The organism is Ruegeria pomeroyi DSS-3, from assembly GCF_000011965.2.
Lineage (GTDB): Bacteria > Pseudomonadota > Alphaproteobacteria > Rhodobacterales > Rhodobacteraceae > Ruegeria_B > Ruegeria_B pomeroyi.
This window is the reverse complement of sequence record NC_003911.12, coordinates 3,305,573-3,326,493: the sequence shown is the minus strand read 5'-3', so window position 1 is coordinate 3,326,493 and position 20,921 is coordinate 3,305,573. Positions and strand designations below refer to the sequence as shown.

At 65.4% G+C, this 20,921-nt stretch carries 20 protein-coding genes; 16 read left to right on the top strand and 4 right to left on the bottom strand.

Annotation, left to right across the window (positions count from 1 at the left end; translation table 11 throughout):
- The first annotated feature begins 45 nt into the window (after window positions 1-45).
- From ruvB to SPO_RS15710, 16 genes are all read left to right on the top strand, one after another.
- Window positions 46-1,071, top strand: a complete 1,026-nt coding sequence (gene ruvB / locus SPO_RS15785) for a Holliday junction branch migration DNA helicase RuvB (RefSeq protein WP_011048805.1) — start codon at window positions 46-48, stop codon at window positions 1,069-1,071.
- Window positions 1,072-1,250: 179 nt separating this feature from the next.
- A complete protein-coding gene (locus SPO_RS15780) occupies window positions 1,251-1,877 on the top strand; it encodes a hypothetical protein (RefSeq protein ID WP_030003251.1) in 627 nt (208 codons plus the stop codon).
- Window positions 1,874-2,257, top strand: coding sequence for a tol-pal system-associated acyl-CoA thioesterase (ybgC, locus tag SPO_RS15775; RefSeq protein WP_011048803.1), 384 nt, complete (start codon window positions 1,874-1,876; stop codon window positions 2,255-2,257). Before SPO_RS15780 ends, ybgC begins: the two co-directional genes overlap by 4 nt.
- 107 nt (window positions 2,258-2,364) lie before the next feature.
- Window positions 2,365-3,060 (top strand): protein TolQ, encoded by a 696-nt coding sequence (tolQ, locus tag SPO_RS15770; RefSeq protein WP_011048802.1) that lies wholly within the window; start codon window positions 2,365-2,367, stop codon window positions 3,058-3,060.
- A gap of 3 nt (window positions 3,061-3,063) precedes the next feature.
- Window positions 3,064-3,543 (top strand): protein TolR, encoded by a 480-nt coding sequence (gene tolR / locus SPO_RS15765; RefSeq protein WP_011048801.1) that lies wholly within the window; start codon window positions 3,064-3,066, stop codon window positions 3,541-3,543.
- 9 nt (window positions 3,544-3,552) lie between these two features.
- A complete protein-coding gene (locus SPO_RS15760; RefSeq protein ID WP_011048800.1) occupies window positions 3,553-4,695 on the top strand; it encodes a biopolymer transporter TonB in 1,143 nt (380 codons plus the stop codon).
- Window positions 4,692-6,011, top strand: coding sequence for a Tol-Pal system beta propeller repeat protein TolB (tolB, locus tag SPO_RS15755; protein ID WP_011048799.1), 1,320 nt, complete (start codon window positions 4,692-4,694; stop codon window positions 6,009-6,011). The genes SPO_RS15760 and tolB overlap by 4 nt, the downstream gene beginning before the upstream one ends.
- A gap of 91 nt (window positions 6,012-6,102) precedes the next feature.
- On the top strand, window positions 6,103-6,609 hold the full coding sequence (pal, locus tag SPO_RS15750; RefSeq protein WP_044028661.1) for a peptidoglycan-associated lipoprotein Pal: 507 nt from the start codon (window positions 6,103-6,105) through the stop codon (window positions 6,607-6,609).
- 4 nt (window positions 6,610-6,613) lie between these two features.
- Entirely contained in the window at window positions 6,614-7,429 is an 816-nt protein-coding gene (gene ybgF / locus SPO_RS15745; protein WP_011048797.1) for a tol-pal system protein YbgF, read from the top strand.
- Window positions 7,420-8,679, top strand: a complete 1,260-nt coding sequence (gene tilS / locus SPO_RS15740) for a tRNA lysidine(34) synthetase TilS (protein ID WP_011048796.1) — start codon at window positions 7,420-7,422, stop codon at window positions 8,677-8,679. The genes ybgF and tilS overlap by 10 nt, the downstream gene beginning before the upstream one ends.
- A gap of 78 nt (window positions 8,680-8,757) precedes the next feature.
- The gene (ftsH, locus tag SPO_RS15735; protein WP_044029341.1) at window positions 8,758-10,671 is read left to right on the top strand and encodes an ATP-dependent zinc metalloprotease FtsH; all 1,914 of its coding nucleotides are present in this window, start codon (window positions 8,758-8,760) and stop codon (window positions 10,669-10,671) included.
- 116 nt (window positions 10,672-10,787) lie between these two features.
- The gene (locus tag SPO_RS15730) at window positions 10,788-11,363 is read left to right on the top strand and encodes an MOSC domain-containing protein (RefSeq protein ID WP_044028658.1); all 576 of its coding nucleotides are present in this window, start codon (window positions 10,788-10,790) and stop codon (window positions 11,361-11,363) included.
- 166 nt (window positions 11,364-11,529) lie between these two features.
- On the top strand, window positions 11,530-13,206 hold the full coding sequence (locus SPO_RS15725; RefSeq protein WP_011047294.1) for a formate--tetrahydrofolate ligase: 1,677 nt from the start codon (window positions 11,530-11,532) through the stop codon (window positions 13,204-13,206).
- Window positions 13,207-13,265: 59 nt separating this feature from the next.
- Window positions 13,266-13,571 carry a chorismate mutase gene (locus SPO_RS15720; protein ID WP_011047295.1) on the top strand — a complete coding sequence of 102 codons (306 nt, stop codon included), beginning with the start codon at window positions 13,266-13,268 and terminating at the stop codon, window positions 13,569-13,571.
- Between the two features lie 63 nt (window positions 13,572-13,634).
- Window positions 13,635-14,525, top strand: coding sequence for a bifunctional methylenetetrahydrofolate dehydrogenase/methenyltetrahydrofolate cyclohydrolase FolD (folD, locus tag SPO_RS15715; protein WP_011047296.1), 891 nt, complete (start codon window positions 13,635-13,637; stop codon window positions 14,523-14,525).
- Window positions 14,526-14,849: 324 nt separating this feature from the next.
- Window positions 14,850-15,530, top strand: a complete 681-nt coding sequence (locus SPO_RS15710; protein WP_158454184.1) for a LytTR family DNA-binding domain-containing protein — start codon at window positions 14,850-14,852, stop codon at window positions 15,528-15,530.
- Here the strand turns inward: SPO_RS15710 and pdeM are convergent.
- From pdeM to SPO_RS15690, 4 genes are all read right to left on the bottom strand, one after another.
- Complete coding sequence (pdeM, locus tag SPO_RS15705) at window positions 15,527-16,189, bottom strand: ligase-associated DNA damage response endonuclease PdeM (RefSeq protein WP_011048792.1); 663 nt, start codon at window positions 16,187-16,189, stop codon at window positions 15,527-15,529. The two genes, SPO_RS15710 and pdeM, sit on opposite strands and share 4 nt — an antisense overlap.
- Window positions 16,190-16,230: 41 nt before the next feature.
- Window positions 16,231-18,639: a ligase-associated DNA damage response DEXH box helicase gene (locus tag SPO_RS15700; RefSeq protein WP_011048791.1), complete on the bottom strand. Its 2,409-nt coding sequence runs from the start codon at window positions 18,637-18,639 to the stop codon at window positions 16,231-16,233.
- A gap of 81 nt (window positions 18,640-18,720) precedes the next feature.
- Window positions 18,721-19,530, bottom strand: coding sequence for an NAD(P)-dependent oxidoreductase (locus tag SPO_RS15695; RefSeq protein ID WP_011048790.1), 810 nt, complete (start codon window positions 19,528-19,530; stop codon window positions 18,721-18,723).
- On the bottom strand, window positions 19,527-20,834 hold the full coding sequence (locus SPO_RS15690; RefSeq protein ID WP_044028656.1) for an ATPase: 1,308 nt from the start codon (window positions 20,832-20,834) through the stop codon (window positions 19,527-19,529). Before SPO_RS15690 ends, SPO_RS15695 begins: the two co-directional genes overlap by 4 nt.
- Window positions 20,835-20,921: the final 87 nt, after the last annotated feature.

Below are 20,921 nucleotides of genomic sequence, written 5' to 3'. Positions count from 1 at the left end.
GTACGCTCGATCCGCCCTGGCGGGCGTCCTCGCGGGAGATGACAGATGACCGACGCCGATCCCACCCTGCGGCCCGACCCCTTGCCCGAGGACAATGACCGCGCCCTGCGGCCGCAGGCGCTGGACGAATTCATCGGCCAGGCCGAGGCGCGGGCCAATCTGCGCATTTTCGTGCAATCGGCCCGCCAGCGGGGCGAGGCGATGGATCACACGCTGTTCCACGGCCCACCCGGCCTGGGCAAGACCACGCTGGCGCAGATCATGGCGCGCGAGCTGGGAGTGAATTTCCGCATGACTTCGGGGCCGGTGCTGGCCAAGGCGGGGGATCTGGCGGCGATCCTGACCAATCTCGAAGCGCGCGATGTGCTGTTCATCGACGAGATCCACCGGCTGAACCCGGCGGTCGAAGAGGTGCTCTATCCGGCGATGGAGGATTTCGAACTGGACCTGGTGATCGGCGACGGGCCCGCCGCGCGGACCGTGCGGATCGAGTTGCAGCCCTTTACGCTGGTCGGGGCCACCACCCGCATGGGTCTGTTGACCACGCCGCTGCGCGACCGGTTCGGCATCCCGACCCGGCTGCTGTTCTACACGGTTGACGAACTGTTCGAGATCGTCAGCCGCAATGCCCGCAAGCTGGGCGCCCCCGCCGAGGAGGCCGGCGCGCGCGAGATCGCGCGGCGCGCCCGCGGCACCCCGCGGATCGCCGGGCGCCTGCTGCGCCGGGTGGTTGATTTCGCCGTGGTCGAGGGTGACGGGCGGATCACCCGCGAACTGGCCGATCATGCGCTGACCCGGCTGGGGGTGGATCAGCTGGGGCTTGATGGCGCCGACCGCCGCTATCTGCGGCTCATCGCCGAGAATTACAGCGGTGGACCAGTCGGGATCGAGACCCTGTCGGCGGCGCTGAGCGAAAGCCGGGATTCGCTGGAAGAGGTGATCGAGCCCTATCTGTTGCAGCAGGGTCTGATCCAGCGCACGCCGCGCGGCCGGATGCTGGCGCAGAAAGCCTGGACACATCTGGGCCTGGACGCGCCGCGCCCGCCGGGGCAGAGCGATCTGTTCGGCTAGGGGCCGGGATGGGCAAGGGGGCGCTGCCCCCGCGTACAAAATTCGTCGAATTTTGTAGGCTCCCCCGGAATACTTTTCGCAAAGTGAAGGGCCAAGGCCGCAATTCCGCCGCGGCGGGGGTGGACCTTGGCGCCGGTTTCGACAAGAAACGGGGCGCCTTTTTTGCGGAGCCGCCTGCCATGTTGACCCCCGAGACGATCGAGACCCTGTTCACCCGCGACGACGGCAGCTTTCAGTTTGCCCGCTGGGGGCGGCCGGTGGTGCCGATCGTGTTCGGGGTCGAGGATGAAACGCTCTCGGTCGTGAAAGGCGCTTTCGAGGCGGTGATGGCGCTGGCGGGCCACAAGATGGCCGAGACCGATCCCGAACTGGGCGCCAATTGCATGGTCTTCTTCTTTCGCGACTGGGAGGAGCTGTTGGCGGTGCCCGATCTGGATCGGCTGATCCCGGATCTGGCGGCGCTGGTTGCGCGTCTTGTGGGGGCGGGCGCCAACCAGTATCGCGCCTTTCGCTTTGATGAGGCCGGGGCGATCCGGGCGGCCTTTGTCTTTGTGCGGATGGATGCGCAGATGGCGGCGCAGCCGGCCGAGACATTGGCGCTTGCCCAGGTGGTGCAGGTGATGCTGCTCTGGTCCGAGGCGGCGTTTCGCGCGCAATCGCCGCTTGCGCTGGCCGGTGACGCAACGATCCTGCGGCCCGAGATTGCCGGGCTGATCCGGGCGGCCTATGATCCGATCCTGCCGGGGGCGGCGCGGGACGCCTCTCATGCGCTCAGATTGTACGCCCGCATGGAGCGCCCGCAATGACGCATGTGTTTCCCGTTCGGGTCTATTACGAAGACACCGATATGGGTGGCATCGTCTATCACGCCAATTACCTGCGCTATATCGAGCGCGCGCGTTCGGATTGGGTGCGCAACCTGGGCAACGACCAGAACGCGATGCGCGAGGCCGGGCTGGTCTGGGTGGTGCGCAAGATCGAGGCCGAGTATCTGGCGCCCGCGCGGTTCGAGGACGACCTGACCGTGCTGACCGAGGTGGTGGCCCTTTCGGGCGCGCGGCTGACCATGGCGCAGAGTGTCCGGCGGGCAGAGGCCGAGATATTCCGGGCCACCGTCACCGCCGTTTGCATGAATGGCGAGGGGCGCCCGGTGCGGCTTCCGGCGGAGATTCGCGCATTGCTGTAACATTTTTGGGCGGCTCCGCTGTTCTGTTGGAAATCGCCGGGAATCTGCTATAGCGTCTTGCGAAACAAGGCCGGACAACCGGCCGTAGGGCAACAAAGAGCAGGTTCATGGAAACAGAAGCCCTGGCATTGGCGCAGGAAATCGATTTCTCGATGTGGGGTCTGTTTGCCCGCGCGACGCTGACGGTCAAGCTGGTGATGCTGTTGCTGGTCCTGGCCTCGTTCTGGGCCTGGGCGATCATCATCCAGAAACACATCCTGTATCGCGCGACCCGGCGCGAGGCGGACCGGTTCGACCAGTCCTTCTGGTCTGGAGAGCCGCTGGACGAGCTGTTCGAACAGATCGGGGCCCAGCCCGAGGGCAGTTCCGAGAAAATCTTTGCCGCCGGCATGGTCGAATGGCGCCGCTCGCACCGCAACGATGGCGGGTTGATCGCCGGGGCGCAGGCCCGGATCGACCGGTCGATGGACGTGGCCATCGCCAAGGAGGCCGAGGGGCTGCAACGCGGCTTGCCGGTGCTGGCGACGGTCGGCTCGACCGCGCCCTTCGTGGGGCTTTTCGGCACCGTCTGGGGCATCATGACCGCCTTCATCGAGATCGCCGAGCAGCAGAACACCAACCTGGCCGTGGTGGCGCCGGGCATCGCCGAGGCGCTGCTGGCCACCGGCTTGGGTCTTTTGGCCGCGATCCCGGCGGTCATCTTCTACAACAAGCTCAGCGCCGACAGCGACCGGATCGTTGCGGGCTACGAGGCGTTTGCCGACGAGTTCGCCACCATCCTCTCGCGTCAGCTGGACAGCTGAGCCATGGGGGCCGCGCTCCAGCAAACCGAAGGCGGGGCAGGCGGGCGTCGGCGTGGACGCCGTCGCGGACGTGCCCGGCCGATGTCCGAGATCAACGTCACCCCCTTTGTGGACGTGATGCTGGTGCTGCTCATCATCTTCATGGTGGCTGCGCCGCTGATGACGGTGGGGGTGCCTGTCGAACTGCCCAAGACTGCCGCCGGCGCGCTGCCCTCGGATGACGAGGAACCGCTGACCGTCACCGTCACGGCAGAGGGCGAGGTGCAGATCCAGACAACCGCCGTTCCGCGCGACGAACTGGTTGCGCGCCTGCGTGCCATTGCTGCCGAACGCAGCAGCGACCGCGTCTATCTGCGCGCCGATGGCGGCATTCCCTATGCCCAGGTCATGCAGGTGATGGGCGCGCTGAACGCGGGCGGATTTTCCAATGTCGGGCTGGTCACCGATACCGGCGGACCACGGCTCGACAGTGGCGGAGAGTGAGGCAGCGGTTTGCAGACCGGCACCAAGATTTCCGCGCTCGCCCATGTCACGTTGGTTACATGGGCCTTTCTGGGTGGTGCCTTCCGCTCGGATCCTTTGCCTTTCGAGGTGCAGGAAGTCTCGGTTATTTCGGCCGAGGAGTTTGCCGCGCTGAGCGCGCCGCGCGAGGCGCCCGAGATCACTCCTCAGCCCGTCGAACCGGAGCAGCCTACCGCGCCCATCGAACAGCCCGCGCCGTTAGAGCCGGCGCCCGAGCCGGAGCCCGCGCGCCCCGAGCCACAGCCCGTGACACAACCCGAGCCCGAGCCCGCGCCCGAACCGGTACAGCCGACGCCGGAACCGCAGGTGCCCAGCGAGGCGCCCAGCCTGGAGCGGCCGGAACCCGAAACAGTGCTGTTGCCCGAACCGCCCGGCAAGCGTCCCAAACCGCGCCCGGTCGAACGGGTTGCCCCCGAACCTGTCGCCGCTCCGCCCCCCGATGCGCGTCCGGATCCGGTCGAAACCCCTCCGGTCAGCGCCGAGGAGGGGGCCGAGGCACCGCAGCCCGAACAGCCTGCAACCGCGCCCGAAGAGGCGACCGACCGGATCGAGCCCGAGACCGATCCGCAGGCCGATGTGGCGCCGTCGCGCTCGCCCCGCCCAAAGACGCGCCCGCAGCAGCCCACACAAACCGCCGAGACCAAACCCGAGGCCAAGCCCGAAGCGAAACCCGAGGCGAAACCCGCAACGGGTGGCCAGACCGACGACAGCCGCAACGCGGTGAACGAGGCGCTGGCCCAGGCGTTGGCCGCCTCCGAAGAGCCCGCCGCCGCACCGGCCCCCAGCGGCCCGCCGCTGACCAGCGGCGAGAAAGAGTCGTTGCGGGTGGCGGTATCGCAATGCTGGAACGTGGGATCGCTTTCCAGCGAGGCGCTGCGCACAACCGTGGTGGTTTCGGTGCGGATGAATGCCGATGGCACCCCCGATATCGGCTCGATCCGGCTAACCGACAGTTCCGGCGGATCGACAGGTGCCGCGAAACAGGCTTACGAGGCGGCGCGTCGTGCTATCATCCGTTGCGGGGCCAAAGGCTATAATCTTCCCAGTGAAAAATACGATCACTGGCGCGATATCGAAATGACATTCAATCCCGAGAGGATGCGGATCAAATGATGAGATTTCTGACCAGCCTTGTTCTGGGTGCAGCGCTGCTGGCCGGAGCGGCCCAGGCGCAGAACCAGCCGCTCAGGATCACCATTGACGAGGGGATCATCGAACCCTTGCCCTATGCGGCGCCGAATTTCGTGCCCGACAGCCCGGCCGCCGCCGAATACGCGGCCGAGATCGCGCGCGTGCTTGCGGCCGACCTGACCGGCAGCGGCCTGTTCCGCGAGATCCCTTCGACCGCTTATATCAGCCAGGTCACCTCGTTTGATGCGCCGGTGCAATTCGCCGACTGGAAGGCGATCAACGCGCAGGCGCTGATCACCGGCGCGGTCAGCGTCTCGGGCAACCGGCTGACGGTGCGTTTTCGCCTGTGGGACGTGTTCGCCGGGGCCGAACTGGGCAGCGGTCTGCAATTTGCCGGTACCACCGATGGCTGGCGCCGGATGTCGCACAAGGTGGCCGATGCCGTCTATAGCCGCATCACCGGCGAAAGCGGCTATTTCGACAGCCGCGTCGCCTTTGTCTCGGAAAGCGGCCCCAAGGACCAGCGCCGCAAGCGGTTGGCGATCATGGATTATGACGGCGCCAATGTGCAGTATCTGACCGACAGTTCCTCGATCGTGCTGGCGCCGCGCTTCTCGCCAACCGGCGACCGGGTGCTTTATACCAGCTATCAGGGTGGCTTCCCGCGCATCCATATCCTGGATGTGGGCCAGGTGCAGCAGCGTGTCCTGCAAAGCCAGGACGGCACCATGAGCTTTGCGCCGCGCTTCTCGCCCGATGGTCAGACGGTGCTGTTCTCGCTGGCCCAGGGCGGCAATACCGACCTTTACGCCATGAACATCGCCTCGGGGCAGAGCACCCGGCTGACCAGCGCCCCCTCGATCGAGACCGCGCCCAGCTATGCCCCCGACGGCAGCCGCATCGTGTTCGAAAGCGACCGGTCGGGCACGCCGCAGCTCTATGTCATGTCCGCCGCGGGCGGCGAGGCGACGCGGATCAGTTTCGGGCAGGGCCGTTATGGCACGCCGGTCTGGTCGCCGCGTGGCGATCTGATCGCCTTTACCAAGCAGAGCAAGGGCCGGTTCCATATCGGCGTGATGCGCGCCGATGGCAGCGAAGAGCGGTTGCTGACCGCTTCGTTCCTGGACGAGGGGCCGACCTGGTCGCCCAACGGGCGCGTCATCATGTTCACCCGCGAGACGCAAGGCGCCAGCGGGCGCGCCGCGCTCTACTCGGTCGATATCTCGGGCCGCAACCTGCGCCCGGTCCGCACACCCGATGGCGGCAGCGATCCTTCATGGTCGCCGTTGCAAAAGTAAACACCGGTTTTCCACACCCTTGTCCGCGTTCACATGACCGGGCCGATGTGGTATGAACAAGCAAAGAAAAAGCATAGGTGAGGCACCTGAAATGAACGTATTGAGCAAGCTTGCTGCGATGGGCGCGCTGGTCGCGCTGGCCGCCTGCACCAATCCCGAGGATCTGGGGGACGGCAATTCCGTCGATCTGAACGGCGCCGGCGCCGGAAGCGGCCTGGTGGGTGATCCCACCTCGCCGGCCTATTTCAGCCAGGCGATCGGCGACAGGGTCCTGTTTGCGGTCGACCAGTCGACACTGGGGCCCGAGGCCCAGGCCACGCTTGGCGCCCAGGCGCAATGGCTGCTGACCAACACCGATTATACCGCCACCATCGAGGGCCATGCGGACGAGCAGGGCACCCGCGAATACAACCTTGCTCTGGGCGCCCGCCGCGCAAATGCGGCGCGCGAGTTCCTGATCTCGCGCGGGGTGGCCGGCAGCCGGCTCAAGACCGTCAGCTATGGCAAGGAACGTCCGATCGAGATTTGCAGCGACGAGGCCTGCTATTCCAAGAACCGCCGCGCCGTGACGGTTCTGACGACGGATCTGACGGGGTAAGCGGATGAGAGTTGCAGGCGTCGTTCTGGCCGTTTCGCTGACGTTTGCCGGTCAGGCACCGGCGCAGGATCAGCAGACCCTTGCCGATATCCGGCAGGAGCTGACGGTTCTGCATGTCGAGGTTCAGCGGCTCAAGCGTGAGTTTTCGACCACCGGATCGCCCACGCCTTCGACGGCGGGGGGGACGGTGCTGGAACGGGTCGATGCGATCGAGTCCGAGTTGCAGCGCCTGACCCGGCTGACCGAACAGCTTAACGCCCGGATCGACCGGGTGGTGGCCGATGGCTCCAACCGGGTCGGTGATCTGGAATTTCGCCTGTGCGAACTGGAACCCGCCTGCGACATCTCGAAACTGTCCCAGGGGACCACCCTGGGCGGCGACGTGCCGGTCACGCCGGCAGCCACGCCCCAGCCTAGCCAGCCCCAGACCGAGTTGGCGGTGGGCGAACGGGCCGAATTCGACAGCGCGACGCAGGCGCTCGAGGCGGGCGATTACGCCAAGGCGGCCGATCTCTTTACCCAGTTCGATGCCTCTTATCCCGGCAGCCCGCTGGCGGCCGAGGCACATCTGAAACGGGGCAAGGCACTGGACGGGTTGGGCGACACCCGCGAAGCGGCGCGCGCCTATCTGGCCAGCTTTACCGGCGACGGAAGCGGACCGTTTTCTGCCGAGGCGCTTTACAAACTTGGATCGGCTCTGGGCCGGTTGGGGCAGACCAGCCAGGCCTGCGTCACGCTGGGCGAGGTATCGGTTCGCTTCCCGTCGGCGGCTTCCGTTGCTGATGCACATCGGGAAATGGCCTCGCTGGGGTGCTCTTGACGATTGGCGCACAGGACCTCGTAAATCATCTCAGGGCGCAGTTTTCAGCCCAGCCGCCGCGGCGGCTGGGCGTTGCTGTTTCCGGGGGCGGGGATTCGGTTGCGCTGATGCATCTCCTCGCCCGCTGTTTCCCCCGGGGCGAGGTCAAACTCTGCGTGGCAACGGTGGATCATGGCCTGCGCTCCGAGTCCGCCTCCGAGGCGGCCCTGGTCGCCCGTCAGGCCGCCGGGTTGGGCTTGCCGCATGAAACGCTGCTCTGGACCGGTTGGACCGGCGAGGGCAATCTGCAGGATCAGGCGCGCCGCGCCCGTTATGGGCTGCTGACCGACTGGGCGCTGCGCAACCGGGTTACCACGGTTGCGCTGGCCCATACTGCGGACGATCAGGCCGAAACGCTGCTGATGCGACTGGGCCGCTCTGCCGGCGTGTCTGGCCTCGCTGCGATGGCGCCCCGGCGGATGCAGGACGGGGTGGTGCTGGTCCGGCCCCTGCTGGGCATCACCCGCGACGCGCTGCGCGATTTCCTGCGTGCCGAGGGGATCGCCTGGGCCGAGGATCCGTCCAACGAGGATATCCGCTACGATCGGATCAAGGCGCGTCAGGCGCTGGCGGGGCTGGCCCCGATGGGGATCGACGCCCAGAGGCTGGCCGAGGTGGCCGCGAACATGGCCCGCGCGCGCGAGGCGCTGGACTGGTACACCTTTCTGGCGGCCCGCGACCTGACCCGGATCGACGGTGGCGATGTGCTGCTGGAGCCGCGCGGCTTTCGCACCCTGCCGGACGAGATCGCACGGCGGTTGCTGCTGCATATCGTCGGCTGGATCGGCGGCGGCGAATATCCGCCGCGCCGTGTGGCCGTCGCCGAGGCCCTGTCGGCCCTGCGTCACGAGCGCTCCAGCCAGCTGGGCGGCTGCCTGATCCTGGGGCAGGGGCGCCGGATCCGGTTCTGTCGCGAATGGAAGGCGGTCGAAACCCTCACCGTGCCGCAGGGTGCGTTATGGGACGGGCGCTGGGTGCTGCGCGGCCCCGTGGTGAAGGACGGAGAGCTGCGCGCGCTGGGGGCTGCGGGGTTGAAACTCTGCCCCGACTGGCGCCAGACCGGGCGCCCCTATGCGGCGCTGATCGCCAGCCCGTCGGTCTGGAGCGGTGCCGATTTGGTCGCCGCGCCGCTGGCCGGATTGGCCAATGGCTGGACCGCTGAACTGGAAAGTGGCGAAGAAGACTTCTACGCGTCCCTTTTATCGCATTGAACCTCGCCCGATCATCTCTATTTTAAGGGGTAAGCTGGCTGCGGAGTTCCGCGGCCGGAAAGTATTGGGAGAATGTCCTTGGGCAACGCACGTAACATCGCCTTCTGGGTCGTCCTTTTCCTGTTGATTCTCGCTCTGTTCAACCTCTTCAGCGGGTCGGGCGGAACTTTGCAGAGCCAGGAAAAGACCTATTCCGAATTTGTCAGTGCCGTCGATGAAGGCAATGTGACAAAGGTGATCCTCGACGGTGAGCAAATCCGCTACCGCACCAGTGACGGTCGCGATTTCGTCACCATCAAGCCTGGCGATGCCGAGGTGACCACCCTGCTGATCGACAAGAACATCCCGGTGCGCGCGGAAAAGCAGCAGCAATCGGGGTTCCAGTCCTTCATCATCACCCTGCTGCCATTCCTGCTGCTGATCGGTGTCTGGGTCTATTTCATGAACCGGATGCAGGGCGGCGGGCGCGGTGGCGCCATGGGTTTCGGCAAGTCCAAGGCCAAGATGCTGACCGAGAAACATGGCCGCGTCACCTTTGACGACGTGGCGGGCATCGATGAGGCCAAGGAAGAGCTGGAAGAGATCGTCGAATTCCTGCGCAACCCGCAGAAATTCAGCCGCCTGGGCGGCAAGATCCCCAAGGGTGCGCTGCTGGTGGGCCCTCCGGGCACCGGTAAGACGCTGCTGGCGCGTGCCATTGCGGGCGAGGCGGGCGTGCCCTTCTTCACCATCTCTGGCTCGGATTTCGTGGAAATGTTCGTTGGTGTCGGTGCCTCCCGTGTGCGCGACATGTTCGAACAGGCCAAGAAGAACGCACCCTGTATCGTGTTCATCGACGAGATCGACGCCGTGGGCCGCCATCGTGGTGCCGGCTATGGCGGCGGCAATGACGAACGCGAACAGACGCTGAACCAGTTGCTGGTCGAAATGGACGGGTTCGAGGCCAACGAGGGTGTCATCATCCTGGCCGCCACCAACCGCAAGGACGTGCTGGACCCCGCGCTGCTGCGCCCGGGCCGGTTCGACCGCAACGTCACCGTCGGCAACCCCGATATCAAGGGGCGCGAGAAAATCCTGGGCGTACATGCCCGCAAGACCCCGCTGGGTCCTGATGTCGATCTGCGCATCATCGCGCGCGGCACGCCCGGCTTCTCAGGCGCCGATCTGGCCAACCTCGTGAACGAAGCGGCGCTGATGGCCGCCCGCGTGGGCCGGCGTTTCGTGACCATGGAGGATTTCGAGAACGCCAAGGACAAGGTCATGATGGGGGCCGAGCGCCGCTCGATGGTGCTGACCCAGGACCAGAAGGAAAAGACCGCCTATCACGAGGCCGGTCACGCGGTGGTGGGGCTTGCCCTGCCGATGTGCGATCCGGTCTACAAGGCCACGATCATCCCGCGCGGCGGCGCGCTGGGCATGGTGGTCAGCCTGCCGGAAATGGACCGGCTGAACTGGCATCGTGACGAATGCCAGCAAAAACTGGCGATGACCATGGCTGGCAAGGCCGCCGAGATCCTCAAATACGGCGAGGATCACGTGTCCAACGGCCCGGCGGGCGATATCCAGCAGGCCAGCCAGCTGGCCCGTGCGATGGTGATGCGCTGGGGCATGTCCGACAAGGTCGGCAATATCGACTATGCCGAGGCGCATGAGGGCTATTCCGGCAATACCGCCGGGTTCTCGGTCTCGGCTCATACCAAGGAGCTGATCGAGGAAGAGGTCAAACGCTTCATCCAGCAGGGCTATGATCAGGCCCATGCCATCCTGACCGAACGCCGCGAGGATTGGGATCGCCTGGCTCAGGGCCTGCTGGAATACGAAACCCTGACCGGCGAAGAGATCAAGCGGGTGATGAAGGGCGAACCGCCCCATGCCGGCGATGACGAGGATCAGGGTACGGATCAGGGCAATGCTGCCAGTGTGACCGCGATCCCCAAGACCAAGCCCAAGGCGCCGCCGGCAGGCGGGATGGAACCCGAACCCACCGCCTGATCGCGACCAGTACATCCCAGAAAAGGCCCGGCATCGCCCGGGCCTTTTCCATTTCGGCTGGCCAATCGCGACGAGACCGCTAGGGTTGCGACGGTAATCAAAGACGGAGAAATGTGATGCCGGTTCTCGAGAAAAGCGGCCATATCGGCCGGGTCGAATGGCTGGGCCGGGTACCTGCGGGCGGCTCGCTGCGGGCCGAACCGGTCGACATGCTGGACCTGGGCTTTGCCGGGGTGACCGGTGAGCGGCACGAGGGGGTCACGCGCCCCTCTTGTGTGCGGGTGCGCAACCTTTACGACCGCGATACCGAGATCCGCAATGCCCGCCAGCTGACCGTCCTGTCGGCCGAGGAAATGGCAGCGATTGCCGCCGAGATGGGGCTCGACCGGCTCGACCCGGCCTGGCTTGGTGCCTCGATCGTGATCAGCGGCATTCCCGATTTCACCCATGTGCCGCCTTCCTCGCGCCTGCAGAGCGGGGACGGGACCACCCTGACCATCGACATGGAAAACCGCCCCTGCGTCTTTCCCGGTCGCGAGGTCGAGGCCGATAAACCGGGACATGGCGCTGCTTTCAAGCCCGCGGCCAAGGATCGGCGCGGTGTCACCGCCTGGGTGGAACGGCCCGGCGCCTTGCGACTGGGCGATGAGCTGACCCTGTTCATCCCCGATCAGCGCCCCTGGGCGCCATAACGCAGCGCCGGTTTCCGATCCGCGACGCGCGAAATCGGTGCGCGACGTTTCGCGTCGCGATTATGTCGGAATCCACATCCTGCCCGCGCAAATGCGACGTTACTGCTGTCACCAGCCCGGCGCGTGTGCGCCGGTATACAGGGATATCAAGCGGGGGATCGCACCCATGGCGTACAAGAGTGACATTGAGATAGCGCGCGAGGCGCGGAAGTTGCCGATCTTGGAGATTGGCGCGAAGCTTGGGATCGCGGCGGATGAGCTGCTGCCTTATGGCCATGACAAGGCGAAGGTGAGCCAGGGGTTCATCGATTCGGTTCAGGACCGCGCCGATGGCCGGCTGATCCTGGTGACGGCGATCAACCCGACGCCTGCGGGCGAGGGCAAGACCACGACCACGGTGGGTCTGGGCGACGGTCTGAACCGGATCGGCAAGAACGCGATGATCTGTATCCGCGAGGCGTCTCTGGGGCCGAACTTCGGCATGAAGGGGGGGGCCGCCGGGGGCGGCTATGCGCAGATCGTGCCGATGGAAGAGATGAACCTGCATTTCACCGGCGATTTCCATGCGATCACCAGCGCCCACAGCCTGCTGAGCGCGATGATCGACAACCACATCTACTGGGGTAACGAGGCCGATATCGACACCCGCCGGGTGGTGTGGCGTCGTGTGGTGGACATGAACGACCGGGCGCTGCGCCAGATCACCTGCTCGCTGGGCGGGGTCTCGAACGGCTTCCCGCGCGAGGCGGGGTTCGACATCACCGTGGCCTCGGAAGTGATGGCGATCCTGTGCCTGGCCCGGGATCTGAAGGACCTTGAGAAGCGCCTGGGCGACATCATCGTGGCCTATCGCCGCGACAAGAGCCCGGTCTATTGCCGCGACATCAAGGCCGAGGGCGCGATGACCGTGCTGTTGAAGGACGCGATGCAGCCCAACCTAGTGCAGACGCTGGAGAACAACCCGGCCTTTGTGCATGGCGGCCCGTTTGCCAATATCGCGCATGGCTGCAACTCGGTCATTGCCACCAAGACGGCGCTGAAAGTGGCCGATTACGTGGTGACCGAGGCCGGTTTCGGCGCCGATCTGGGCGCCGAGAAGTTCATGAACATCAAGTGCCGCAAGGCCGGCATCGCGCCCTCGGCGGTGGTGCTGGTGGCGACCGTGCGCGCGATGAAGATGAACGGCGGCGTGGCCAAGGGCGATCTGGGCGCGGAAAACGTGGCCGCGGTCAACAAGGGCTGCGCCAACCTGGGCCGCCATATCGAGAACGTCAAATCCTTCGGCGTGCCGGTGGTGGTGGCGATCAACCATTTCGTCACCGATACCGATGCCGAGGTGCAGGCGGTCAGGGACTATTGCGCCAATCACGGGGTCGAGGCGGTGCTGTCGCGCCATTGGGAGCTGGGCTCGGAAGGCTCCGAGGCGCTGGCGCGCAAGGTTGTCGAACTGGCCGAATCGGGCAAGGCGAATTTTGCCCCGATCTATCCCGACGACATGAGCCTGTTCGAGAAGATCGAGACCATCGCCAAGCGCATCTACCGCGCCGACGAGGTTCTGGCCGATGCCAAGATCCGCAACCAGCTGAAGGAATGGGAAGAGGCCGGCTATCGCAACCTGCCGGTCTGCATGGCCAAGACCCAGTATTCCTTCACCACCGATCCGAACCGGCGCGGCGCGCCGACGGGCCATTCGGTGCCGGTGCGCGAGGTGCGCCTGAGCGCGGGCGCGGGCTTTATCGTGGTGGTCTGCGGCGAGATCATGACCATGCCGGGCCTGCCGCGCAAACCGGCGGCAGAGACCATCCGGTTGAATGACGCGGGCCAGATCGAGGGCTTGTTCTGAGCCGCGATATGCGCAATTCACGGCCCGGGACCGATCCCGGGCCGTGAGAGTTTCAAGACATGAGCACATCCATCCCGCCGCAGGATTGCACGGATATGACCAGCCTGCGGGCGCAGATCGACCGGCTGGACCGCGAGCTGATCAGCCTGCTGGCCGCGCGGGCGGGCTATATCGACCGGGCGGTGGAGCTGAAGCAGGGCAATGGCTGGCCGGCGCGGATCCCCGAACGGGTCGAGGAAGTGGTCATGAACGCCCGCGCCGCCGCCGAAGGCCAGGGGCTGGACCCCGGCCTGATCGAGGATCTGTGGCGGCAGCTGGTGGACTGGTCGATCGCCCGCGAGGCGCGGGTGATCCGGGAAGTATGAAGGCCGGGCCCGGGCGGGCGCGACCCCAAGGCGGCAACAAGGCGGCAACAAGGAAGAAAGCAAATGGCAGCAACTGTGATTGACGGCAAGGCCTTTGCGGCCCGGATACGGGGCCAGGTGGCGGAACATGTGGCAGAGCTGAAGGCCGGGCATGGGATCACCCCCGGCCTGGCGGTGGTGCTGGTGGGCGAGGACCCGGCCAGCCAGGTCTATGTGCGCTCCAAGGGCAAGCAGACCGTCGAGGTCGGCATGAACTCGTATGAGCACAAGCTGGACGCCGACACCTCCGAGGCGGATCTGCTGGCGCTGATCGACCGGCTGAATGGTGACCCGGACGTGCATGGCATCCTGGTGCAGCTGCCGCTGCCCGGCCATCTGGACGAGGACCTGGTGATCAACGCCATCGATCCGGCCAAGGATGTGGACGGGTTCCATATCTCGAACGTGGGTCTTCTGGGTACCGGGCAAAAGAGCATGGTGCCCTGCACGCCGCTGGGCTGCCTGATGATGCTGCGCGACCATCACGGCTCGCTTTCGGGGATGGACGCGGTGGTGATCGGGCGCTCCAACATCGTGGGCAAGCCGATGGCGCAGCTCTTGCTGGGCGACAGCTGCACGGTGACCATCGCCCATAGCCGCACAAAGGACCTGGCCGATGTGGTGCGCCGCGCCGATATCGTGGTGGCCGCGGTGGGCCGGCCCGAAATGGTGCCCGGCGACTGGATCAAGCCCGGCGCCACCGTGATCGACGTGGGCATCAACCGGATCGAGCGCGACGGCAAGACCAGGCTGGTGGGCGATGTCCATTACGACAGCTGCGCCCAGGTGGCGGGCGCCATCACCCCGGTCCCCGGCGGCGTCGGCCCCATGACCATCGCCTGCCTGCTCGCCAACACCCTCACCGCCTGCACCCGCGCAAACAAACTCACAGAACCAGACGGACTAACCCCGTGAGCGGACTCTGATCGCGCAACCAGATCGCCCCACGCGGATGTGTGGGGTGATGCTGACGCCAATTGACGTCGATTTGAGGCGGCAATATACAGCTTTAAGGAAATGCAGAAATTATCAAGCAATCAGGGGGTGTTGCTTCCTTGAACCTCGTGACGCCAGAACGCCGTTTTTCATCCTGGTGCGACCAACGCGGTATTTGTGACACGGTTGCATTTGCGGTATGACGGTATTCCGCGTCAGGTCAGTTCAAGTAAGTAATTCATGATTGCCACACTGAGATCATATCTGAGTGCCGATAAACGGGGACTGGTCGGGCCGGCATTTTTGTTTCTGTCGCTTCTGGCCAGTATCTCGGATCCGTTCGGCGGTTATGGCATGACCTTCTTGCGGCGCTTCCTGTTCTGGGTGCTGGTTCTGGGGGTTGCGGGGGGCATTGCCTTCTTGAGCCATCGGATGGTTGAGCGGCATCTGTCCGGGGCGCCGCTGTTGGGGAAGGATCTGTTGATCGTTCTGCTGGTGACGCTTTCTTTTACACCTTCGCTGTGGGTGCTGATCTTCCTGTTTGCCGCCCCTTCGACCGGCACTGCCCCCGATATGTGGAGCATGGCGCGATACGGGACCATCTTTGCCTCGGGGCTGATCGTCTTGCGGCGGGGGGTCTTCGGACAGTCAGTGCCGGAAGAGGAGTCGCTGCAACCGAGGATCTACAAACGTCTGCCCGAAGGATTTTCCGAGCAGATCCTGCGTCTTACCGTGCGCGATCACAGTGTCGATGTGGTGACCGACAAGGGGGTTCACACGATCCGGTCGCGCTTCGGGGATGCCATTGACGAAATGGTGCCGATCAGCGGCCATTGCACCCACCGCTCCCATTGGGTGACCGATACGGCGATAGAGAGCGTCGAGCGCAGCGGGGGCAAGATTCACCTGCGCCTGTCCAATGGCGATCTGATCCCGGTCAGCCGCAAGTACCGCCCGGCACTGGAAGAGGCGGGAATCGTCTAGCGCGGCATCGGCACCGCGACTGGGCTGGGGCCGGTGACGATGGCCAGCGCCCCGGGGCGCATCAGCCGGGCCAGTACCGGCGCATCGCTGCGCAGGCCACCGGTATAGGTGCCATAGGCGGGCATCACGATCCGGTCCTGATCAAGTAGAAACGCGGGGCGCGACAGGCTGCGCCCGCGCAGGCGCAGCGCCGCCTTTGGGTGGTAGTGGCCCGAGATCTCTCCCTCTGCTCCGTCTTGCGCGATATGGCGAAACAGCAGCGGCCCAAGTGTCAGTTCGCGCAGATGCGTGCCGCCAATGTTCACCGGGCCGGGATCGTGGTTGCCTTCGATCCAGACCCAGCGCAACCCGGCCTGAAGCGTGGCGATGCGCAGGCGCGCGGGCTCGGGCAGGGCGCGTGCGGCCTCGGCATCGTCGAAACTGTCGCCCAGACAGATCACCGTCTCGGGCGCGGTGCGCTCCAGATCGGCGGAAAGCCGGTCCAGCGTGTCGGCCACCTCGTAAGGCGGCAGCGGGGTGCCGCCACGCCGGGCGATGCGCTCGGATTTGCCCAGATGCAGGTCCGACACACACAAGAGCCGCCGTTCGCGCCACCAGAGCGCCCCTGACCCCAGCGCCGTCAGCCGCGCCCCGGCAAAGGTGAAATCATATCCGTTCATGATGTGTTCTTTGCCTGTGGCGCCGGGATGCGCAAGCTTTTTCAGGCGGTCAGCCCGGCGTCGGCCAGCAGGCGGGCGCTTTCCTCGGCCAACAGCCGTTCCTCGGCGGCGCCCTGCACCGGCACCCGACCGACCTCCAGGAACAAGGGCGCGGCCAGCGGCGTCACCCGGTCCAGCCGGATCAGGTCGATGCGGGTACCGACCCTGGCGATCATTTCTTCGATGCGGCCGAAGTCGACCAGCCCGCGCATCGCCTCGGCCCGGGTGATCTGCATCATCAGGTGGTCGGGGTCGTATTTCAGCAAGGTGTCATAGAGGATGTCCGAGCTGAAGGTCGCCTGCCGCCCGGTCTTGCGCTGGCCGCCCAGATTGCGCTCGATCAGCCCGGCGATGGTGGCCGAGGCGCGAAAGGTGCGTTTCATCACCGCGTTTCCGGCCAGCCACTGGTCCAGCCCGGCGCGCAGGCTGTCGATTTCGAACAGCGGCACCGGATCGGTCGTTGCCTCAAGCCCCCAGATCAAGACCGCATAATCGGTGGCGACAAAGCCCAGCGGGTTCAGGCCCGTTTCCTCCATCCGTTTGGTCAGCAACAGGCCCAGCGTCTGCATCGCGTTGCGCCCGGCGAAACCATAGACGCAAAGATGCTCGCGCCCGTCCTGGGGAAAGCTTTCGACCAGCAGCCGCCCGCGTTCGGGCAGGCGCGAGACCTGGCGTTGCAGGGCCAGCCACTCGGCGGTGTGGCGCGGCAGCTGCGGCCAGTGGTCTTGCGCGAACAGGTCGAGGATGCGGGCGCTGAGCTGGGTCGAGGTGGCGAATTTGGTGCCCATGAAGGTGGCGATCTTGGGCTTCTTGTCGGCGCGGCGGCTGACCTCGACCACCATCTCGCGCAGGCCCTCGTAGCGCACGATCTGGCCGCCGATCAGAAAGGTGTCGCCGGGGGTGAGCGAGGCGGCGAACCCTTCCTCGACCTCGCCCAACGGCTTGCCGCCGCGATTGCGCCTAAGCCGTACCTTGAGCGTGTCGGTGTCCTGGATGGTGCCGATATTCTGGCGGATCCGCTGGGCGCTGCGCGGGTCGCGCAATTGCCATTGCCCGTCCGGGCGTTGTTGCAGGCGCTGCCAGCGGTCATAGGCGCGCAGCGCATAGCCGCCGGTGGCACAGAAATCGAGACAAGCGTCGAATTCGGATCGGGCAAGATCGGCATAAGGCCCCGCCGAGGTCATCTCGGCAAAGAGTGCATCGGCGTCGAACGGGCCGGAACAGGCGGCGATCAGGATATGCTGGCAGAGCACGTCGCGCGGGCCGGGGCCGCGCGGATCGCCGTCCAGTGCATGGGCGCGCACCGCTTCCAGAGCGGCGATGCATTCGACCACCTCGAACCGGTTGGCGGGAACCAGCAGCGCCTTGGAGGGCGCGTTATAGCGGTGATTGGCCCGCCCGATCCGCTGCACCAGCCGCTTGACGTTTTTTGGCGCACCGATCTGGATCACCAGATCGACATCGCCCCAGTCGATGCCCAGATCGAGACTGCCGGTGCAGACGATGGCGCGCAGCTCGCCCCGCACCATCGCCGCCTCGACCCGTTCGCGCTGAGCCCGGTCGAGGCTGCCGTGATGGATGCCGATGGGCAGCCCTTCGTCGTTGGCAAGCCAGAGGTTGTGAAAGAAGATCTCGGCCTGGGCGCGGGTGTTGTGAAAGATCAGCGTCGTCTTGTGCCGCCGGATCTGCTCCAGCACGGCGGGGATGGCATAGGCGGCACCACCACCCGACCAGGGCGGCATCTCTTCGGTCTCAAGCATGGCGATATCGGGATCGGGGCCGGGATCTGCCAGCAGGATCTCGCAAGGGTCGGGGTGACGGGCGAGGAAGCGGGCGATGGCCTGCGGGTCCTCGACCGTGGCCGACAGGCCCACCCGGCGCAGGTCGGGGCAGAGCGTTTGCAGCCGCGCCAGCGCCAGCATCAGCTGATCGCCGCGCTTGCTTTCGGCCAGCGCATGGATCTCGTCGACCACCACGCGGCGCAACCCGGCGAACATGCGCGGCGCATCCTCGTAAGAGGTCAGGAGCGCCAGGCTTTCCGGAGTGGTCAGCAGGATATGGGGCGGGTCGGCGCGTTGGCGTTTCTTTTGCGTGGCCGAGGTATCGCCGGTGCGATCCTCGATCCGGACGGCCAGGCCGATCTCGTCAACCGGGGTGCGCAGGTTGCGCTTGATATCGGCGGCCAGCGCCTTGAGCGGGGAGACATAGAGCGTGTGCAGGCCCTGATGCTGTCCCTCTGCCAGCTCGGCCAGCGTGGGTAGAAACCCGGCCATGGTCTTGCCGCCACCGGTTGGCGCGATCAGCAGGGTCGCGGGGCGGTCGGCTCGATCAAACATCGCCTGCTGATGGGGATGAACGGACCAGCCCTTGGCGGTGAACCAGTCGGTGAGGAGCGCGGGGAGTTGCGGCATGGAGTGACCTTATCACCAGCCTTGGGCAAGGGAAGGGGGCGCTGCCCCCATCGCCCTTCGGGCGACTCCCCCGAGGTATTTTCAAACAGAAGAAGGTCGGGGGCGCAGGGATCTGATCGCAGCCTGCACGCTGCGGGGCAGGGTGGTGTCGGTGCCCGGTGGCGCGGCATCGAGCGCGCTTTCGACATCCTTGACCAGGATGCCAATGGTGTTGTCCTCGCTCAGCCCGTCGCGGGCGAATTCGATCTGGTCGAAGTTGCTTGCGAACCAGTTCTGGCCCGAGCTGGTGTGGATGAGCCGGAGCAGCGCGACCTCGTCGAGGCCTGCGGCATCGGCCCAGTCCAGCACCAGCCGTGTCATGGCCGTATTGGCCGCGGCGAGCAGATTGTTGAGTACCTTGGCCTGCATGCCAGACCCATAGGGGCCCATGCGGTGGAAATGGCTGCCCATGGCCGCGAAGAGAGGTTGGGCGGCGTCGAGATCGGCAGGTTCGCCACCCAGCATGAAAGACAGCCGCGCCTCCTGAGCCGCGATCTGGGCGCCGGACATGGGCGCGTCGATCAGGGCGATATGATCCGGCACCCGCGCCCGCAGGTCACGCACATAGCGGGGTGACAGGGTGGAGCAGATGATGACACAATCGAGGTGTTTTGCGTGGATGAGTTTCTGGTCCGTGAATAATACCTGCTCAGTTTGCGAGATGTCCCGGACGACGGTGATGAGAGTGCACAGGTTTTGCGAAAAAACTGCTACGCCATCGGTAATTCCGTGGTCTGTACCGGGAAAATCGCTGGAGGGGCGGATATCAAAGCCCTGCGCCTGGAACCCGGCGCGTCGCAGGGCGGCCAGCATCGGCGCGCCCATGCGACCACAGCCCGCGACCCCGATCATTTGACGATCTTCTCGTCCCTGACGAACATGTTGGCCCAGGCGCGGTCGATCAGGTCGGGGCTCATCTGATAGGGGATGCCCTCGAACTCGCAGATGGCGATCATCTGGTCGATCAGGAAGACCGGCTGATAATTGGCATAGATGTTGTCGATGGTCGGGTATTTGACCTTGAGCAGATGCACCAGCGCCTTTTCGTCCAGCGGCACGCCCTTCTTGCGGGCGACCATGGCGAAGATCTTCAGGAAGTTTTCCTGGTTCGGGCCGTCGATCTTAATCTTGAAGAAGATCCGGCGCAGCGCCGCCTGGTCGAAGATCTCGTTGGGGTGAAAGTTGGTCGAGAAGATCACCAGCGTGTCAAAGGGGACCTCGAATTTCTCGCCCGATTGCAGGCCCAGGATGTCCTTGCCCTCTTCCAGCGGCACGATCCAGCGGTTGATGATCGCCTGCGGCGGCTCGGCCTGGCGGCCAAGGTCGTCGATGATGAAGATGCCGCCGGTGGATTTCAGCTGCAAGGGCGCCTGATAGGTGCGCGCGGTGGGGTTATAGACCAGGTCGAGCATCGACAGCGACAGCTCGCCCCCGGTGATCACGGTGGGGCGCTCGCACATCACATAGCGGCTGTCGAACCGGGCACGGCGGCGCAGCTGGGTCGGGTCGTCGGGTTCCTGTTCGACTGCGGTGTGCACGATCGGATCAAAGACGGTGATCACCTGACCGGAATATTCGATGGCGCGGGGCACATAGACATTGTCACCCAGCGCGTCGCGGATGCCGTTCGAGATCGAGGATTTGCCGTTGCCGGGCGGGCCATACATCAGGATCGAGCGGCCGGCGCTGACGGCGGGGCCGAGATGGCCCAGCAGGCTGTCGGGCAGCACCAGATGGCCCATCGCCTTGACCAACTGATCACGGGTGACCTGGATGTTGCGGATCGACTGGCGTTTGACCTGCTCTCGGTACACCTCGAGCGGGACCGGCATGGCGCCGAAATATTCTGACTGGCTCAGCGCGTCGAGCGCGCGTGACTTGCCCGCATCGGTCAGCTGATAGCCCATTTCGGTGCCGCTGTTGGCATTCAGTGTCCCGGTCGCCTCGAGCAGTTTCTGGGTACGCGCCATGTCGATCAGTTCCTGCGTCACCGACAGGGGCAGGCAGATTGCTTCGGCAACTTCGCGGGCGGTTTCCACATTCTTGCGAAACACGGTTTTCAGTAGAATGTCCCGCATCATGACGACGGGCAGCTGCATCTCGGCGATCCCCTTGGGCGCGGGAGGGGCGATCACGGCGGTGGGTTGCATATTCATCGGAGTGCCTGCGGTGGTTCTTGTGACATGTCTGCGGGTGTCCCGCTTGGCCCTGATGGTGATGCTACAATGTGGCATCACAAGGGC

Excerpts from the sequence above, each read along its gene's own strand:
- ybgC (WP_011048803.1), top strand. The coding sequence starts at position 1,874 with ATGACGCATGTGTTTCCCGTTCGGGTCTATTACGAAGACACCGATATG.
- ruvB (WP_011048805.1), top strand. The coding sequence starts at position 46 with ATGACCGACGCCGATCCCACCCTGCGGCCCGACCCCTTGCCCGAGGAC.
- pdeM (WP_011048792.1), bottom strand. The coding sequence starts at position 16,189 with ATGAACGGATATGATTTCACCTTTGCCGGGGCGCGGCTGACGGCGCTG.
- SPO_RS15700 (WP_011048791.1), bottom strand. The coding sequence starts at position 18,639 with ATGCCGCAACTCCCCGCGCTCCTCACCGACTGGTTCACCGCCAAGGGC.
- tolB (WP_011048799.1), top strand. The coding sequence starts at position 4,692 with ATGATGAGATTTCTGACCAGCCTTGTTCTGGGTGCAGCGCTGCTGGCC.
- pal (WP_044028661.1), top strand. The coding sequence starts at position 6,103 with ATGAACGTATTGAGCAAGCTTGCTGCGATGGGCGCGCTGGTCGCGCTG.
- SPO_RS15780 (WP_030003251.1), top strand. The coding sequence starts at position 1,251 with ATGTTGACCCCCGAGACGATCGAGACCCTGTTCACCCGCGACGACGGC.
- ybgF (WP_011048797.1), top strand. The coding sequence starts at position 6,614 with ATGAGAGTTGCAGGCGTCGTTCTGGCCGTTTCGCTGACGTTTGCCGGT.
- SPO_RS15730 (WP_044028658.1), top strand. The coding sequence starts at position 10,788 with ATGCCGGTTCTCGAGAAAAGCGGCCATATCGGCCGGGTCGAATGGCTG.
- SPO_RS15720 (WP_011047295.1), top strand. The coding sequence starts at position 13,266 with ATGAGCACATCCATCCCGCCGCAGGATTGCACGGATATGACCAGCCTG.
- tolQ (WP_011048802.1), top strand. The coding sequence starts at position 2,365 with ATGGAAACAGAAGCCCTGGCATTGGCGCAGGAAATCGATTTCTCGATG.
- SPO_RS15725 (WP_011047294.1), top strand. The coding sequence starts at position 11,530 with ATGGCGTACAAGAGTGACATTGAGATAGCGCGCGAGGCGCGGAAGTTG.
- SPO_RS15695 (WP_011048790.1), bottom strand. The coding sequence starts at position 19,530 with ATGATCGGGGTCGCGGGCTGTGGTCGCATGGGCGCGCCGATGCTGGCC.
- tolR (WP_011048801.1), top strand. The coding sequence starts at position 3,064 with ATGGGGGCCGCGCTCCAGCAAACCGAAGGCGGGGCAGGCGGGCGTCGG.
- folD (WP_011047296.1), top strand. The coding sequence starts at position 13,635 with ATGGCAGCAACTGTGATTGACGGCAAGGCCTTTGCGGCCCGGATACGG.
- SPO_RS15690 (WP_044028656.1), bottom strand. The coding sequence starts at position 20,834 with ATGAATATGCAACCCACCGCCGTGATCGCCCCTCCCGCGCCCAAGGGG.